We start from the raw sequence: 16,907 nt of genomic DNA on the forward strand, positions 1-16,907 counted from the left end.
GTGGAATCCCACCCTGGGCAAGACGGAACAAGGGCCGTATTATTTTAGCGACCGTATCACGGTGCGCTCTGCCCGTATGGATGACGGCAGTGGTGATACCGCTGGAAGTTGGGAAACATTTAACCGCTACAACATTAACAATTTCGTACTTTATAATGAGTACGGCTTTACCTTGCCTATTGAAATCGACTTTAAAGATGGTTCTAAAACCAATGTTGAGCTCAAACATGGCGATACCGTTAAATTCGATTTAAACACACAATCTAGCACTGCACATTTTAAATATGCAGGCAAGGAAATTAGCTTAATATCGCTAAATGGCAAAACAGGGAATGATGACATTCTTACTCAAAACCATGAAAAAAATAGCAGCAGCTTTGTACGGTATAGCCCTGCAGATCATGTTTATATCGATATGATTGATATGCGCAATGCAAAACTACGAACGTATTTTACGGACAACGACGGCATAAATAGCACCCATGTTGCGGCAAGGTTTGATTTAAGTGCGAGTTCGTCAACGATAAAATTACATATCAGAAAGAAATAATCATATACAGCCCCTATTCACCCCGCACAAAGGCCTGTGCGGGGTGAATAGGGTATACAGTTTATACTTTTGAATAATACTTTCTTGACTGACAGCGTCCACTTTTCGTGTAAGCACAGATTAGTTGTCAGTTTATTACCAAGGAATAGCATCACCGCTGTAATCATAAAAACCTCCACTTTGTGCATCCACAAAATGAGATAACACGGAATAGATCCCATTTGCAGACTCGTCTGGGGTAATTAACGCGTTAGGGCCACCCATTTCCGTTTGGACCCAGCCTGGGTGAATAGCAACGGTGCGGATCCCTTCACCCAGTAAATCATTTGATAGGCTTTTTACCACTGAATTTAGTGCAGCCTTAGAGCTGCGATAGATATAGCCACCGCCTTTAGTATTCATGGTGTGACTACCTACCTTAGAAGAAATGGCCGCAAAAATCTTTTCATTGCCGTTGCAAAGATGGGTGTAAAATAGCTCTGCGAGTCGCATGGTGGAAAATACATTAACCTCCATCACTTCTCGCCACGCTTCTATATCGGTTTCACCAAACGCATAATCTTTCGGCCCATAAATGCCCGCATTGTTGATAACAATATCGATGGCAACAGGGGCCAGCTTCTCGCTTAATTCTTCCATCTGGTCGTAATTGGTCACATCTAGGGCAAATACTTGGAGCTCAGGAAAAGTTGGCGCAAGAGAATTTAGTTCTGAAGCAATAAGCGGGTCTCGACACGTTGCTAACACGTGCCAACCAGCCTGCAGATAGGTTTTAGTTAACGCAAGTCCAATACCGCGGTTTGCACCAGTGATCAGTATTTTTTTCACAGTTGAAGCTCCTAAGCCGTTATGACAAAAGCCAATGGTGTTAATTCACTATACTGATGATAGGTTGAATAATCCACTTTTTGCACACGTGACTAGCATCTCAAGCCACAGCGCACAAATCATGAATTTAATTCAACTTTAATCAATCTCGTTCATTAAGCCAATTCAATGCATCTCCTTTATCATCAAAATACTTCACTTTACCAGTAACAAACCAGTTACCTATTGTTGCAGCAAGTCGATGCCAGTTTTTGCCGCCATATATTGCTACTTTGGCAAATTCAGTGCTATGCTCAAAGGCGAGTCGGAAGTCATCCCACATGGCCCTTGGCTCCCAGGCTTCAAAATCAGTCGCATCAAGAAATGCATAGATTTTAGGCGTTGTTACTGCTTTCAGTGCACTCTCGATTATTGGTGTAATAACAACATAATCTTCATGAGTGAGTTTACCTGTAGGCTTAAGTGTGAGATAAATATCATCTCCAAAGCGCTCAGTGCCTATTGATATACCATGGAATGAATTCGTCATGTTCTCTTCCTTTATGTTTATCTCATAGATAAAAAGCATAATTAAGTCTCAGCTTTTTTGCCAATATCCAAACTTTTTTCATTATTGTCAGCTTCCGTTCAGATTTCTAATACTACCATGCGCGCCGTTGAGTCGATGTAGCTCAATATATGGAAATTAAAGGGATGACTATGAAAAAACTACTATCTATCGCAGCTGTTTCACTACTTGTTTCAGCAGCAGCTCAGGCTAACACTGGTAACGTACAAAAAGAGTGGTTCAACACCGCTAGTTATACAGATTATGATGGCTCTGACAACAGCGCACTGATGCTTTCTTCTCGCTATTTCTTCGCACCTCAAGAATCAGTAGGCGTATGGGATGACTTTGGCTACCTTGATACGGACAGCAATGTAGGCGTAAGTTACTTTAACGATGATTATTCAAATGCTTTCTCAGCTAGTGGTGAAGGCTTTATCACTAAAGAATGGTTTGTAACTGCTGGCATCGCAGATCTTGGCGAAGCTGACGACCATTACTCTTTCGGTTTTGGTTACCTTTACAACGACAACCTAAAGCTAAGCATTCGCCAAGAAGAGTTTGAAAACGGTGATACTACTTGGTTCAAGGCTGAGTACAATCACGAACTAAATTCTACAGATTACATTGGTTTCACAGTTGAAACTGAAGACGAATTTGATTACCTAAACCTAAGTGCACGTTACTTCATGCACGTAGGTGGTGACAGCTACTTCACAATCGACTTAGAGCACAACCGTATTGATACTGATGGCTTTGACGACAACGTAACAAACGTGCTTGCAAACTACTACTTCACTCGCAACTTTGCGCTTGGTCTAGGTTCATATGATTCAGACTTAGCAGTAGAAGCTAAATACTTCTTCAACGACACTTACTACCTTAAAGGTAGTGTAGTTGACACTGACGGCGGTGAAACAAGCAACCTAACTTTTGTTGCTCAGTTCTAAATCAACACATGATTGAGGTACATCTGTACCTCCCCCAACTACTCAACACCTCTTCGCGACCACACTCCGCGTTGGGGTGTTTTTTCACATTTTGAAACAAGCTACTCATCTAAATTGGGTGCATTTCGCTTATCAAGCGTTATTATGTATCAAAATAATAACGGAAATGCCTATATTATGATGAAGATAAAAACACTCGTGCTCGCCATTGCTGCGGCAGCCGCGCCTTTTGTTTCAGCGTATCAGACCGAAGATACCCGGCTACTCCGCTTTCCAGATATTCACAAAGATAAAGTCACTTTTGTATATGCTGGCGACATTTATATTGCCAATACCAACACAGGTAAAAGCCAACGTCTGACTGACCATATTGGGTTTGAGACTTTCCCTAAGTTCTCTCCAGATGGCAGCAAAATTGCTTTTGCCGCTGAGTATAATGGCAGCCGTCAAATCTATGTGATCAATGCTGATGGTTCAGGATTAAAGCAACTCACTTATTACAACGATGTTGGGCAAATGCCACCTCGTGGTGGGTTCGATTACCGTGTGATGGATTGGACGCCTGACGGCAAACATATCGTCTTTAGAGCAAATCGAACACCGTGGGGCAAACGTATGGGTCGCCCCTATATGGTACCAGTAGAAGGTGGACTTGAGCAGCCGATGGCCATCCCAGAAACTGGCGGAGGTATGCTTTCCCCTGATGGTAGCAAGTATGTTTACACACCAATCGACAGAGAGTTTAGAACCTGGAAGCGCTCTCGTGGTGGTCGAGCACAGGATGTATGGATTTACGACCTTGAAAACAATACGTCTAAACAACTCACGACTGATAAAGCAACCGATCAGCAACCAACTTGGGTGAATGACAGTATTTACTTTGTGTCTGATCGTGACTACACGCTCAACCTTTATAAATATCGAGATGGCAAGTCACCGGTTAAAATGACTGACCACAAAGACTTTGACGTGCTGTGGCCATCAGCCGGACCAGATGCCATTGTCTACGAAAATGGCGGTTACTTATATCGCTTTGACGAAGCGACAAAGACAACTAAAAAGCTAAAAATCGATGTTGCTGGTGTGCGTCAATATGCCATGCCATATAGTAAAAACGTTAGCGACTTTATCGATTCTATGGATATATCACACGATGGTAAGCGTGCATTGTTTACTGCCCGTGGTGAGTTATTCTCAGTCCCAGTAAAGCAGGGCCCAACTCGTAACCTCTCTTACACACCAGAAGGTCGTGAAATTGAAGCTAGCTGGTCGCCAAATGGCCGTTATATTGCCTACATGAGTGATAAAACAGGTGAATATGAGATCTATCTTAAAGATAGAGCAAATAACAACAAAACCATCCAGTTAACCGACAACGGTACCATCTGGCGCTTTACGCCAATTTGGTCGGCTGATAACAGCAAACTGCTCTTTGCTGATAAAAACCACACGCTATGGTGGGTCGATGCGAAATCTGGTGATATGCATAAAATTGATACCGCCAAATACGACGAAGATGGTCTAACCGAATATACTTGGTCACCAAACAGTGAAGATATTGTTTTTGTTAAAAACAATGAAAACCGTTATGCCTCGCTTTGGCACTATAATACCGAAGATAAAAAGGTCACTCGACTGACTGACAACATGACCAGTGAGCGTAATCCTACTTTCTCGCCTGACGGTAACTACATTTATTTCACTTCTGAGCGTGACTATAACCTCACCTTTAGCAGCTATGAATTTGATTATATGTTTAATAATGCCACACGCATTTATAGCGTTGCGGTGAATAGTCATATCAAGCCATTAAACGCGTTTGAAAGTGATGAGTTAAGCATTCAATCAGACGATGAAACGAAAAAGGACAGCGAAAAACAAGCAAATCGCATTGAGGCCAACGGCTTTATGTCGCGGGTTGTATCACTCTCAGCCCCAGCGGGTAACTACGGTGCGCTTACAGGTGTTGAAGGGGGCGTACTAACCTTAACTGACGGTGCGTTGAAGCTCCTCGGCACGGAACCAGATAGCAAGCTTGAAACCGTCGCCGAAGGCGTAAGCAGCTATAAAGTTGCCGCTGGTGGTAAGCACCTGATCGCTCGCGCTGGTAACAACTTCAGTGTAATTGCACCAAAGCCAAAGCAAGATTTAAAAGCCAGTCAGCTTGATTTATCTAAGATGACACTGAAAATCGACCCGCAAGTTGAGTGGCAACAAATGTATGTAGAAGGCTGGCGCACCTTACGCGACTGGTTCTACGACGAGCATCACCATGGTCAAAATTGGGATGCTATCTTGGAGAAGTATCAACCACTTGCCAGCGCTGTCGCACACCGTAGTGATTTAGACTATGTACTTAGCGAAATTGCGGGTGAAATCAACGCAGGTCACATTTACGTACAATCTGGTGATGCCCCTTCAGCCGAGCGCAAAAAGCATGGTTTACTTGGCGCAGAAATAAGCGCTCATCAGTCTGGCTACGTAAAAATTGAGCGTATCTACAAAGGTGAGAACTGGCATGAAGACTACCGTTCACCACTCGATGAAACTGGGGTGAATGCCAATGCGGGAGATTACATCATCTCGGTAAATGGCCGCTCGGTAAAAGACGCGGTTAACTTTTACGAGCTACTTGAAAACACTCAAGGCGAGCAAGTTGAGTTGGTATTGAGTAAATCACCAAGCGCTAATGATAGCTGGAAAACCACGGTAAAACCTGTCGCCAGCGAACAAGGCTTACGTTACATGGCATGGGTTCAATCACGTGCTGACTACGTGGATAAATTATCAAACGGTAAGATTGGCTATGTTCACCTACCAAATACTCATTATGATGGTAACCGTTCATTATTTAAGAACTTTATGCCACAAACGAGCAAAGATGCGCTGATCATCGACGACCGTTATAACGGTGGCGGCTTTATCCCTGAGCACATGATCACTTGGCTTGCTCGTAAGCCACTTAACTATTGGAAACGCCGTGGTGTTGAACCAACAAAAACACCTTCGTTTGCACACGATGGTCCAAAGGCGATGCTTATCAATGGTTATTCAAGTTCGGGCGGTGATGCTCTACCTTACTACTTCCGTCAGGCGGGCCTTGGCAAACTGATTGGTACTCGCACTTGGGGTGGTCTTATCGGGATCTCTGGCAATCCAAGTCTTGTTGACGGAGGCCAGGTTATCGCTGCAACCTTCCGAATTCTAGATAACGAAGGCAATTGGATTATAGAGAACGAAGGCGTCAGCCCTGATATCGAAGTGATCGATAGACCAGAACTTGTTCATGCAGGTAAAGATCCTTCTGTCGAACGAGCAGTGAAAGAGCTACTGCAAGAGTTAAAAGATAGCCCGAAGAAAACACTGACAGTGCCTCCTGCACCATCTCAGTTCTGAGCGCGTCACAAGCTCCTCAAAGTGGTTTAAGGCTCTGACTTTAAACCACTTCTTTTATCCCTTTCAGCTTATTCGCTTTGTGCCCCTTAAATAAGTTATAAAAAAGTTACCGCCATGTAATATCTCGTAATCGATCTTATCTCTTTTTACGACTACTTTTTATAACGAGTGTTCATCGCTCACCGTCATCAACTTGCTTAAATTTTGAGTTGTCTTGGATAAATATCCTATATCCTAACGTATTTTTTATTTAAGCCAGTGGTATTGCACAACGTTCACCGTCACAAAGGAGCAAACCATGAATGTGCAGAACAAAACAGGTCCATCAGTAGAAGTAGATAAAGAAATTGACGCCAACATCCTCTTAAGCAGTGCACAAAAACAACAAATTAAAGCGCGCAGCAGCGAGTATAAAGCTGCTGATTTATCTTGCCTGAAAGCAATTGCACAAGCTGCGATTAACGTGGAGCTATTCACAATCCCACTTTATATGACCGGCCTCTACTCGATTCAGGGCACACACCAGATTGCAGACTCATCAAACCTCTATCCCGGCCGTTACTGGCCTGGGCTTGGTCCGACTGCAGGATACATTCCTTCAGAACGATTGTCTCCTTACGACTACGACTTAAAAGACAGGTTTATTGGTTTTAGTGACTCTGAACTTAATGTCAATGAACAGGTGTTTAATGGTGTTTATAGTGTATTTATTGAAGAGATGCTGCATCTGCAACTCGCTTCTAATATGGCGAGTAAATTAGGGCTCACACCGAGCTTTACCAGTCAGGCGTTAATTGACGAAAAATTCGGTTGGAAGTGCTACAACAATCAAAGCGGTATTCCACATATTTTGGACTTTGCAGACTGTACTACAGACTTATCTAAGCTAAGCCCAGAAGTTCAGGCTTATTTCGAACAAATTTTTCCTGGTAAAACATTACAAGACCTGCGCGTTAACGCAACAGAGTTGAATAAAGAACAGACCTTACTCTTTATGCTGATAGAAGAGACTGAAGAAAACGCTAAAAAAATTATTCAGCCGCAGTTTTTAGAGCCAGACGCAAAAACAAAACAGCCGAAATATTTTGAACAAGCCCCATACAACTGGTGGAAACCGGATTACACCGAAAGTGATTTGCCACTATTCGGCTCAATTGGACACATGTACTTGAGTTATTGGGACTATATTCAAATTGAGTATGATGATAACACAACTCTACTCGACTATGCGCTCTCAAAGGCTGAAGCAAACGACGCTAGAGCACAGAGAAACTACTTTAATGAACGTCCCGATGATGCTTCATATCAAGCCCAATTTCCTGAAATAAAGGGCTCTCTTGACACAAGTAATGAACATAATTTGTTAAAAGAAGCACTCATGAATAATGTGAATGCAATCACAGATCAAGGTGAAGGTGACGGCGTTGCAAAAATGATATGTTTACGCTGGGCAGAAGAATCTTGGGCCCAGAATGTTTTGGGTAAATTACAAAGTGCGGTTAATCCAGCTCACCCGAGCACTGTAGATGCACGTTTTCAACCAAATGAACAAGCTTTAGAGCACGACTATAAGAGCACCGATGGCAAGCCATTGTCCGGTTCAGCCTGTGCCCGAATAACCAACAAATATAAAGACCACTTTCAAATTTTCACCGATACTATGAAGCTCATTGTTAGTTATGAAAAACCAACAACGGCTCATAAAGAACGTTACCTGACTTGGCCAACTTGGTTTGCTGAGGGTAATAGTTGGACAAAAGCATTATTGGATCCCAACGGAGGTGATGAAGCACACGTAAGTAACCCACAACTTCCACCAGTGGATAGCGTAGTGCACGCACTCAATAATCTTAGGCAAACAGACAAAAAAACGCAGGAAACAAACAAACTATTTAGTCAATCTGCGGTAGGCACAATTAAAGGCCTAACTACAGCACTTGATCGTTATTGGTCGGGTAAAACCAGTGAATTTCCGGGCCCTGCAATGGGTGGCTCAGGCGATAGGGTTTCGATTTGCTGGGCAACCACAGGAATTGCGCCGGATTTAGTAACGGGTATCGCCCCACAAAATCCGAACACCCTTTACCACGCCTGCCAAGGAATGAGCTATACCAACATAGGTTCGGATGACTTACCACCTCCTGAGGTCTATCACAGTTGTAAGGGAAGTAACGACTGTAAAGCACAAGGTGGCTGTGGTTTTGTTCATAGCACAACGCCTGGCGGTAGCTGTGGTGGTAGCGTATCAACAGGGCCAAAAAGTGCCCCTGCTGATAATAAGTGTAATAACTTGGGTGGGTGTGCAGTGCCTATTTCAGCCTCTCAACTCTTCCCAAAACTTTCCGATGAAGAATACGATATGCAGTTATTTAAATTTAACCTAAAAGATAACAGCTTCTCTGCTATTGATTACACTTATCCGAAAGGCCAACAAGCCCCAACCGATCAATCTGCAGATCATGTGCTAATGCCTTATAAACAAGGGGATGCCGTATACAATATTGCTTGGCAAGCATACTGCAATGCCAATGGTTTATTGAACGAAGATGGCGAACCTAAAGAGAAGCCAAAACCTTCAGATATTCGTCTAGCTCTTCCTCCATCAACTTGATAGGAAAGATAGTATGACAAATCCAATTCGGACGCAGCAGTTTGCTGCGTCCGCTATCGAAAAGCTAACCGACTTAGGGTTTGGTGTTGGCCTGAGAAGCCAGCACTATCCCTTTATTATGTCCCATTTAGAGCGCGGTACTTCACTTGGCGTCGACTGGTTTGAAATCATCAGTGAAAACTATATAGATAATCACGGCTATGGTCGGCATGTGCTCGCTCAGTTAAAGGAACAATACCCGCTAGTAATGCATGGTGTGTCAATGAATATTGGTAGCAGCGACCCGCTTAACTTTGAATACTTAGGCAAACTCAAAGCGCTAAGCGAGTTTGTTCAGCCACAGCTTATTTCCGATCATTTGTGTTGGACAGGTATTGCTGGTTTGAATAGTCACGATCTCCTCCCTATGCCATTAACTGACGAAAGCCTACAACACGTTATCAACCGTGTTGATCAAGTACAGGATTTTTTAGAGCGACCTTTGGTGCTTGAGAACCCATCAACATACCTTGAATTTCAACATTCAACCCTCACTGAAAGCGAGTTCTTTAGTGAGTTAGTCACCGCAACAGGCTGCGGTATGCTGTTGGATGTAAACAATGTTTTTGTTAGTAGCTTTAATCATGGTTTTGACGCCGAAGCGTTTATTCGTCAACTCCCCCATAAACACATCGTTCAAATCCATCTTGCCGGTCCTAGTGACTGCGGTGATTGTTTGATAGACACTCATGACCAGCCAGTGCCCGCCAAGGTTTGGCAGCTTTACCAACTGGCGCAGCACTTAACGGGTGGCGTGTCTACCCTACTAGAATGGGATGCCAATATTCCCAGTTTTCCAGAACTCGTTGATGAGTTAAGCAAAGCAAAACTGGTACTGACAGGGCATATTCCAAAGCAAGATACAGTTACTAACACCAACGCGCTGTCAACTCCAATCGTCAAAGAGCGAGCAGAATTAACATAATGAAAACGCCAGACTTAACGCAAACTCAGCAGTGGCTTAGCACCGTTTTAATGGTACGAGGCGACCTACCACAAAAGCTCAATACCGCTGCAAATCCGCATGGTTTAACGCTGCATGACTGTGTAAAAAGTAGCAAAACACTGGGAGCCATGAGAAGAGTAGACATCTATGCTGCGGGCTATGTGATGCGTTTAGTAGAATGTCTTCGGGGAGAGTTTGCTCTACTTTGCCAGTTTATGGGCGATGAAGTATTCGACACCTTCGCCAAAGCCTTTATTGTCACCTTACCCTCAGAGTCTTGGACACTACATCAACTAGGCTCACGCTTCGCTGATTTTTTAGCACACACTAAACCTACCGGTGATTTTAATGCCCACCAGCAAGCTATGTTTAGCCTGCCTTCAGAGCTGGCTAAGTTTGAAAGAGCCAAAGCGCTTGCACTGTTAAAACCTGGACCGGAAACCGAGCAATCAACAGCGCTAATAAACGAGATTGAACTCCTTTGCGGCATTGCCGAAGACTTTGTCATGTCGGTGCCAGAATCCGTACAACTCATTCAAACCGATTACCCTTTGCTTCCTCTTATTACCCAGCTTGAGCAAGCAAAACCGTACACCTTGCCAACACCTGAGCAAACGCATATTGCAATATCGCGCCAACAATATCGCATCAAAATGAATGTATTAAATGACTGGCAAGCGGATTTATTACTGCACTTGAGAGAAAAACCGCTGCGCTATCAAGAAGCAATAACCTACTGTGCTAAGCGCATGAATATGGAGACTCAAGTATTGAGAGCGCAGTTAGCAGTTTGGCTGCCAAGCGCGATTAATAGGGGGCTGTTTATAATTCAAAATGAACCAGCACCCTGCTGATCCAATTTTCTAATAAAGGTTCGGTTGTTAAAGTTAAATAACTCTTGATGGGTTATTTTTATAGGCAATACAAGATAGACTAGCTGTATCGACTGCTGTTCCCAAGTAATAATGATAACAATCAATAACCGTAAGCTAGACTTAGCCACGGGTGAACTTATCTACCTTGATGAGACAATCAAATTAGAGGCAAAGGTGCTGGCGGTATTTGAAATACTGTATCAGCATCGCGGAACGCTTGTTACGCAAGAGCACCTACTTAATTCTGTATGGCAAAATACCGTCGTCGCCCCAAATGCACTTCAACGATGTATCGCTCAGCTTAGAAAACTACTTGGGGATAGTGATAAACGTATTATCCAGACTTTTCATAAAAAGGGCTATCGTTTACAAGTTGGGGATCAGCATACTAATTTAAGCCAAAAGCTGAGAGCCTATATTCTCTATTTCGCAGCTTTCATCACCCTCTTCGGTATGTTGTTTATCTATTCAACTATGCCAAAAGCTAATTTCCAACTTTCAGAGGTTACACCTGTAAGCTACGGATTGGAGTTGGAAAGCACTGCGACACTCACCTCAGGTAGAAGGTTGTTATATGTGGCCAGAACGCCGCAAGCAGCGGAACTAAAAGTAAAGGATTTGGATTTCCAAACAACTAAGTTAGTTACCCGTGCATTGGATTTTGTTGGCAAACCTCAGCTTAACAAAGATGGTAAAAAAGCAGTACTCATTGAAACACGCAAAACAAAATCACAAGCTAAGTGTCATCAAGCTATCGTCGTGTTACCAAGGTTTGCAGCCAGAAAAGTGATCTCTCCTTGCTTGAATAGCGAAGTACAGCAAGCCTACTGGGTTGGTCATCAAGTGTTACTTATCGCCAATAACGGGTATGCCCTTTTTACTCCGCACTCAGATTCAGTCACATTTACTTCTTTACCTATAACTGCGACAATTTTAGCGTCCTCATTTAATGAGGGTCAACTTACTTTACTCACCCAAGATCCAGATAAAGAGGCTTATCTCTCTAGTTATATAATTAGCAGAGAAAACGAGCTTTCTCTTCTTCAACAAGAAAAATTGTCTGGTGTAGAATTGGATCGTTCGCTAATGCTAGTAGATGGGCCAGATACAACACATATACTTTCAACCGCATCTGCGCTCTACATTTTCCAAAACCTCCAGCTTGTACAAACCATTCCTGCAATCGGCTCAGAATCGTTTTACATCACTGAATATCTTAAAGATAACAACTATTTAGCGACACAAGTCCGAGAACAAAAGCAGATTAATATTCAAGACAACCACTCTACAAGCCGACTTACAATCAGCCACTACGACGAGCTATCAGGGCAATTCCAACCAAGTGGAAATGCCATTGCATTTCTCTCTAATCGTACAGGTACCAGTGAAGTTTGGTTAAAGCAAGAGCAGCAAGAGATCCCACTCACCCATAACGGACATATCTCGTCTTTTATCTGGACAAAAGATGGTAAACAATTGTGGGCAGCGTCAAAACAAAGCTTACTAAAAATCAATTTAGTCACTGGCATTGAAGTTTTCCCTGCTTTATTTGAAAAGCAAATTATAATGCAATCAATTGAAATAAAAGGAAGTAACTACCTTCTCATCAATGATCTTGGCAATAAACAGCTAGTACTTTTCGACCCTGTAACCAACCATAAACAGCCACTTTATCAGGGGCAGGTTCACTGGGCACAAATACAGAAAAACGGTACTGTCTATATAGCCACACCAGATGAGCCAAACTTAAAAGTACTCGTCAACAATTCGCTCAAACCACAGCTAATAACAGACAAAATTACCTTGCATTGGCGTTTTTACCTACGTGGGAATGAGCTGATTATTCCCGACAAACAGGCGACTATCTGGCGCTATAACGTCAACACGCAAGTTTTGGACATATTGGGCAAATCTGACGAGCAGACTCGCTTGATCACAGATGTTCAACTACATCCTTTTAAGGTTTTAGCTGACTCACCAAAAACACTTAGCGCAAACCAAGTTAAAGTAAAAATAACAGAACCAGAAAACCACTAATATAAAGGTGGCTCACACATGTGCGCCACCTTTATATCACTCTTAATAATGCTAAAGCCGAGACAATACTTGTTCAATATACTGTTTGGCTTCTTCATTTTTTTGCTCTGTTGCTAGCAGCAAGGCACGCTTTAGCTGAAGTGTTGCTTGTGTTGTATCGCCCGCATTCAAAAGAGTCTGCCCATAACGTAAATTGTAAATAACAGAGTTAGGCATAGTCGTAAGTAGCTCATCGAACGCGTTTTTTCCAAGTATTGTATTGCCTTGCGCGAATAAATATTGCCCTAGAGCAAGCTGATTGGCCTTAATATCAATCGAGTACCCATAGCGCTGTTCTAGTTTTTGGTGATATTCTCGCAACCCATTCAGGCCTGACTTGTCAAATTGAGCATAATCTTGAAGCTTTATTGCGCCAAGAATATGTTGTAATCCATGTCTTAGCGCTAGCTGTGCGCCTACATGATAATGATGTTGACTTAAGTCTTCCAACATCAAATGTTGGTGTCGTTTTGAAACGGCGAGCGCAGCAAAAAACGGCCTATTTTCGTCAAAGCTGCCAAGACTGATATATAGGTTATTGGTAAGTTCGCCCTTGGCGATGTTGTCACTAATATCTTCTTTTAGTTGCTTGGGAAGTTGACTCCAAACTGGCGCAGACAATATCGCGCCTTGGAAATACCCGGGCATCTTTCCTAATAAATTCAAAGCAATCGCCGCCCTGCTTGAGTACCCTTCAATGACTTTAAACGGCGAAAGATTAAATTGCCGTATCAATGTTGGTTCAACTTCACTTGCTAACACGCGAGCTAGCAAGGCAAAATACGCTTGGTCAGATAACTTGTCAGCCCCAGCAAAATTCAATTTGGGCACTCGCACAATCACAAGTTGCGGGATAGGTGAAAAACTAGTGTGACTCAACCAGTCCACTTCAGCTTTCAGTACATCAAAACGACTCTCTCCCGCAGTTGTATAAAGCGTCGAGTATGGCTCTTTTCGGTTAACATCAAAATCAAAAGGCAAATATATTTGTACATCAACAGGCCCTCCCACTAACTTTGAACTCACAGTGATATGCTGTAATTTTGAGGCTATCTGAGCGTGAGTAACTAACGCAAACAACGCGCAATTTAACCACATCAAACTTTTTAAAAGTATTTTCATGCTTTTCTCCATTTTTGGCTAAGCTTATGAAATAAAAACTTTTAAAACTTGATGCATTGCTTATTTTTAATTGATGAATTGCTGATGTGGCTCAATGGGAGTTTGTCAGAGGCTAAATATCAGGTGCTAACAAAAATGGTTACCTAAGTCGCAACGTTTAGCACAGTGACTATGGTTGTAAAAAGCGATGCTACGAAGGCTTATTAATTTCGCGTATACACGTTAAGCAACGGAAACTTATTTTCCCCGAAAGCCAGTGTGAGTGAAAGCGTTTCACCGCCAGCAAAACTTTCAGAAAGCTTCATCGGCGCGATCCTTTGCCCGTTTGCTGTTAGTGCCAGCAGGTGTTTTTGTGTTAATGTCCGACGCCCGCTCGATTGATTTTTAATCGTGATCATTGCCCAGCGTTCACCGTTTTCGTTACTCATTAGTACCGCGTTAAGTACCTTGAAGTCACTGATATCTGGGTAAATATTGGCATCATTCGGAAAAGCCAGTTCCATATTGTTAGGCACTACACTATCAATCGTTAACGCTTCTTCAGCTGCCTGCGTATTCACAGCCAACATAAGTAACCAAAAACTACTTATTATCCTTTTAATCATTTAATTTTCCTTCTATTTTCCGTTGACTAATTCAATTTTTGGGCACGACAATACTAGCACAGCACCAAGGTTAAACTGCAAAACAAAAATGCCAGACTACACGCTGTGCAATCTGGCATTTTCTTAACTAACCTGAGGCTTGGATAAAGAATGAGCTAACTCATTGTTTTTAATACCATATTAGATTATACCCTTATCTAGCCAGATAGTTTTAGGGATAACACCGCTTCCGCGTCCTGCTCTCGCTAAGGTACCTACATCCTGTAGGCAAGGCGAATTTACGCACCAATAGCTGGCTATTGGCAGTGAATTCAACGCAGTTAGCGCTAAAACTGGCTGCTAGAAAGGCATTAATTATCCGAAGCTCAGGTTAACTACATTGTTGACAGTAGTGGTATCAATTATAGAGTTTCTTCTAACCACTTGAAGAATTCACGCTGCCAGACTATTCCGTTTTGCGGTGTCAGTACCCAGTGATTTTCTTCAGGGAAATAAAGAAAACGGCTTTTCAAGCCACGTAGTTTAGCGGCTTGGAAAGCTTGCATCCCTTGGCTCAGCGGTACACGGTAGTCTTTACCACCATGGATCACGAACATAGGCGCATCCCACTTATCCACATAGCTAATTGGGTTAAACTGATTGTATGCTTTGTTGATGGCCGCATTGTTTTGCTCCCAGTACGCGCCACCCAATTCGTTGTTCACAAAGAACATTTCTTCGGTTGTGCCGTACATACTGCGCAAATCAAAAATGCCACAGTGCGCGATAAAGGTTTTGAAGCGGCCATCATGATTGCCAGCTAAGTAAAACGCAGAATAACCACCAAAGCTCGCACCAACTGCCGCGATACGTTTGTTGTCAACGTATGACTCTTTCGCAACATCGTCGATAGCGTCAAGGTAATCTTGCATTACCTTACCACCCCAATCTTGGCTGATATCTTTGTTCCATTTCACACCGTGTCCAGGCATACCACGACGGTTTGGCGCAACCACAATGTAGCCTTGTGATGCCATCACTTGGAAGTTCCAGCGGAAGGAATAAAACTGTGATAACGGCGACTGTGGACCACCTTGAAGGTATAACAGTGTTGGATATTGCTTACGCTTATCAAAATTAGGTGGGTAGATAACCCAAGTTAGCATGTCTTCGCCGTCTTTTGTCTTCACCATTCGCTTTTCAACGTTCGGTAAATCCAAATCAGCATAAAACGCCTCGTTCACATTTGTCAGCGCAACAAGCTTTTTGCTATTCAGATCAAAGCGGAAAATCTCTTTTGCTTGATTCATGCTATTGCGAGTAACCACCAACTGATCGTCTAAGACAGCAACAATGCTATTTACATCAAACATGCCCTTAGTTAGCTGCTGAATTTTTGGATTAGCTTTGGTTTTGGTGTTCACCGCTACTTGAAATAGCTGGATTGTGCCGTCAACAGGTGCAATAAAATAAATATGCTTACCATCATGACTCCACTCAAAACTGCTTACCGTACCGTCCCAATGCGCAGTTAGATTGATTTCTCTGTTACCCAACTTAACGATAATGTCATTTTTATCCGCCTCGTTACCCGCTTCATCCATACGTAAGAAAGCCAATTGCCCAGTCGACGAGAACTCTGGGCTTTTATCATAACCCAAGTTTTGCTCGGTTAGATTGGTGGTTTTCTTGCTGGCTAAGTTATAACGGTAAATATCTGTGTTGGTACTGCTCGCATATTCTGCGCCAGTCAGCTTTTTACTGACGTAGTAGATATTTTCACCTTTTGGACCCCAAACATAATCGCTTGAACCACCAAATGGTGACGTCGGACTATCAAAAGGCATCCCTTTCATAATGTCGACTTTTTCTTCTGTGATTAGATCCTGATAGAACACATGTTTAACACTGCCGTCTTTCCAAGTATCCCAATGGCGGTAGTTTAAATCATCAAACACATAAGCATCTGCTTGCGTAAGCGCTTTATGTCTATCCGTGGCTAACACAGCTTCAACATTTACAGTGTCATGAAATAGTTTTTTGCTGCCATCTGGCGAAATGTTGTCGTCTGACAATATCCCTTGATACGCGCTTAAAAGCTGGGACACCCCACCCTTTAACGGCACTTGATAAACTTTGCTATCAAAGTCATTGTTTTCAACGTTTGGCGTTGTAACTCGATAAATCACATGGGTGTTGTCTTTAGATAATCCAAGCGCACTCACGCGCTTTACTTGCCAAAGCTTGTCAGGGGTCATTACCTCTTTGGCAACTAACCCAAAACTTGGTGCTAATCCTAAGCTAGCACATAAAAGAATTCGCAACATCGCGAAATGCCTCCAATAATCAAATCCCGCCTAGACTACATAAAGCGAGAAGAACT

The 16,907-nt window shown here is 42.8% G+C and carries 12 protein-coding genes; 7 read left to right on the forward strand and 5 right to left on the reverse strand.

Annotated elements, in window-relative coordinates; all coding sequences use genetic code 11:
* Positions 1–550, forward strand: a 550-nt coding sequence (locus tag BB427_RS24505) for a hypothetical protein (protein ID WP_175401286.1), incomplete at its 5' end; no start/stop codon positions are given.
* Between the two features lie 135 nt (positions 551–685).
* Here the strand turns inward: BB427_RS24505 and BB427_RS13950 are convergent.
* Together BB427_RS13950 and BB427_RS13955 are read right to left on the reverse strand one after the other, a co-directional pair.
* Positions 686–1,378 carry an SDR family oxidoreductase gene (locus BB427_RS13950; protein WP_069021301.1) on the reverse strand — a complete coding sequence of 231 codons (693 nt, stop codon included), beginning with the start codon at positions 1,376–1,378 and terminating at the stop codon, positions 686–688.
* Between the two features lie 142 nt (positions 1,379–1,520).
* Positions 1,521–1,907 carry an STAS/SEC14 domain-containing protein gene (locus BB427_RS13955; RefSeq protein ID WP_069021302.1) on the reverse strand — a complete coding sequence of 129 codons (387 nt, stop codon included), beginning with the start codon at positions 1,905–1,907 and terminating at the stop codon, positions 1,521–1,523.
* 170 nt (positions 1,908–2,077) lie between these two features.
* Between BB427_RS13955 and BB427_RS13960 the strand changes: the two genes are divergently transcribed.
* From BB427_RS13960 to BB427_RS13985, 6 genes are all read left to right on the forward strand, one after another.
* Positions 2,078–2,875: a putative porin gene (locus BB427_RS13960; RefSeq protein WP_069021304.1), complete on the forward strand. Its 798-nt coding sequence runs from the start codon at positions 2,078–2,080 to the stop codon at positions 2,873–2,875.
* A gap of 144 nt (positions 2,876–3,019) precedes the next feature.
* On the forward strand, positions 3,020–6,271 hold the full coding sequence (locus tag BB427_RS13965) for a S41 family peptidase (protein WP_175401287.1): 3,252 nt from the start codon (positions 3,020–3,022) through the stop codon (positions 6,269–6,271).
* Positions 6,272–6,569: 298 nt separating this feature from the next.
* Positions 6,570–8,882 carry a ferritin-like domain-containing protein gene (locus tag BB427_RS13970; RefSeq protein WP_069021308.1) on the forward strand — a complete coding sequence of 771 codons (2,313 nt, stop codon included), beginning with the start codon at positions 6,570–6,572 and terminating at the stop codon, positions 8,880–8,882.
* Between the two features lie 13 nt (positions 8,883–8,895).
* Positions 8,896–9,846, forward strand: coding sequence for an MNIO family bufferin maturase (bufB, locus tag BB427_RS13975; protein ID WP_069021309.1), 951 nt, complete (start codon positions 8,896–8,898; stop codon positions 9,844–9,846).
* Positions 9,846–10,721 (forward strand): HvfC/BufC N-terminal domain-containing protein, encoded by an 876-nt coding sequence (locus BB427_RS13980; RefSeq protein WP_069021311.1) that lies wholly within the window; start codon positions 9,846–9,848, stop codon positions 10,719–10,721. The genes bufB and BB427_RS13980 overlap by 1 nt, the downstream gene beginning before the upstream one ends.
* A 111-nt stretch (positions 10,722–10,832) precedes the next feature.
* Entirely contained in the window at positions 10,833–12,779 is a 1,947-nt protein-coding gene (locus BB427_RS13985; protein WP_069021312.1) for a winged helix-turn-helix domain-containing protein, read from the forward strand.
* A 51-nt stretch (positions 12,780–12,830) separates the two neighbouring features.
* Here BB427_RS13985 and BB427_RS13990 read toward each other — a convergent pair whose 3' ends face one another.
* From BB427_RS13990 to BB427_RS14000, 3 genes are all read right to left on the reverse strand, one after another.
* Positions 12,831–13,940: an alpha/beta hydrolase-fold protein gene (locus tag BB427_RS13990; protein WP_039496480.1), complete on the reverse strand. Its 1,110-nt coding sequence runs from the start codon at positions 13,938–13,940 to the stop codon at positions 12,831–12,833.
* Positions 13,941–14,143: 203 nt separating this feature from the next.
* The gene (locus BB427_RS13995; RefSeq protein WP_069021314.1) at positions 14,144–14,545 is read right to left on the reverse strand and encodes a hypothetical protein; all 402 of its coding nucleotides are present in this window, start codon (positions 14,543–14,545) and stop codon (positions 14,144–14,146) included.
* A 401-nt stretch (positions 14,546–14,946) separates the two neighbouring features.
* Positions 14,947–16,851: a S9 family peptidase gene (locus tag BB427_RS14000; protein WP_069021315.1), complete on the reverse strand. Its 1,905-nt coding sequence runs from the start codon at positions 16,849–16,851 to the stop codon at positions 14,947–14,949.
* Positions 16,852–16,907: the final 56 nt, after the last annotated feature.

It is taken from the genome of Pseudoalteromonas sp. BMB, from assembly GCF_001709235.1.
GTDB lineage: Bacteria > Pseudomonadota > Gammaproteobacteria > Enterobacterales > Alteromonadaceae > Pseudoalteromonas > Pseudoalteromonas maricaloris.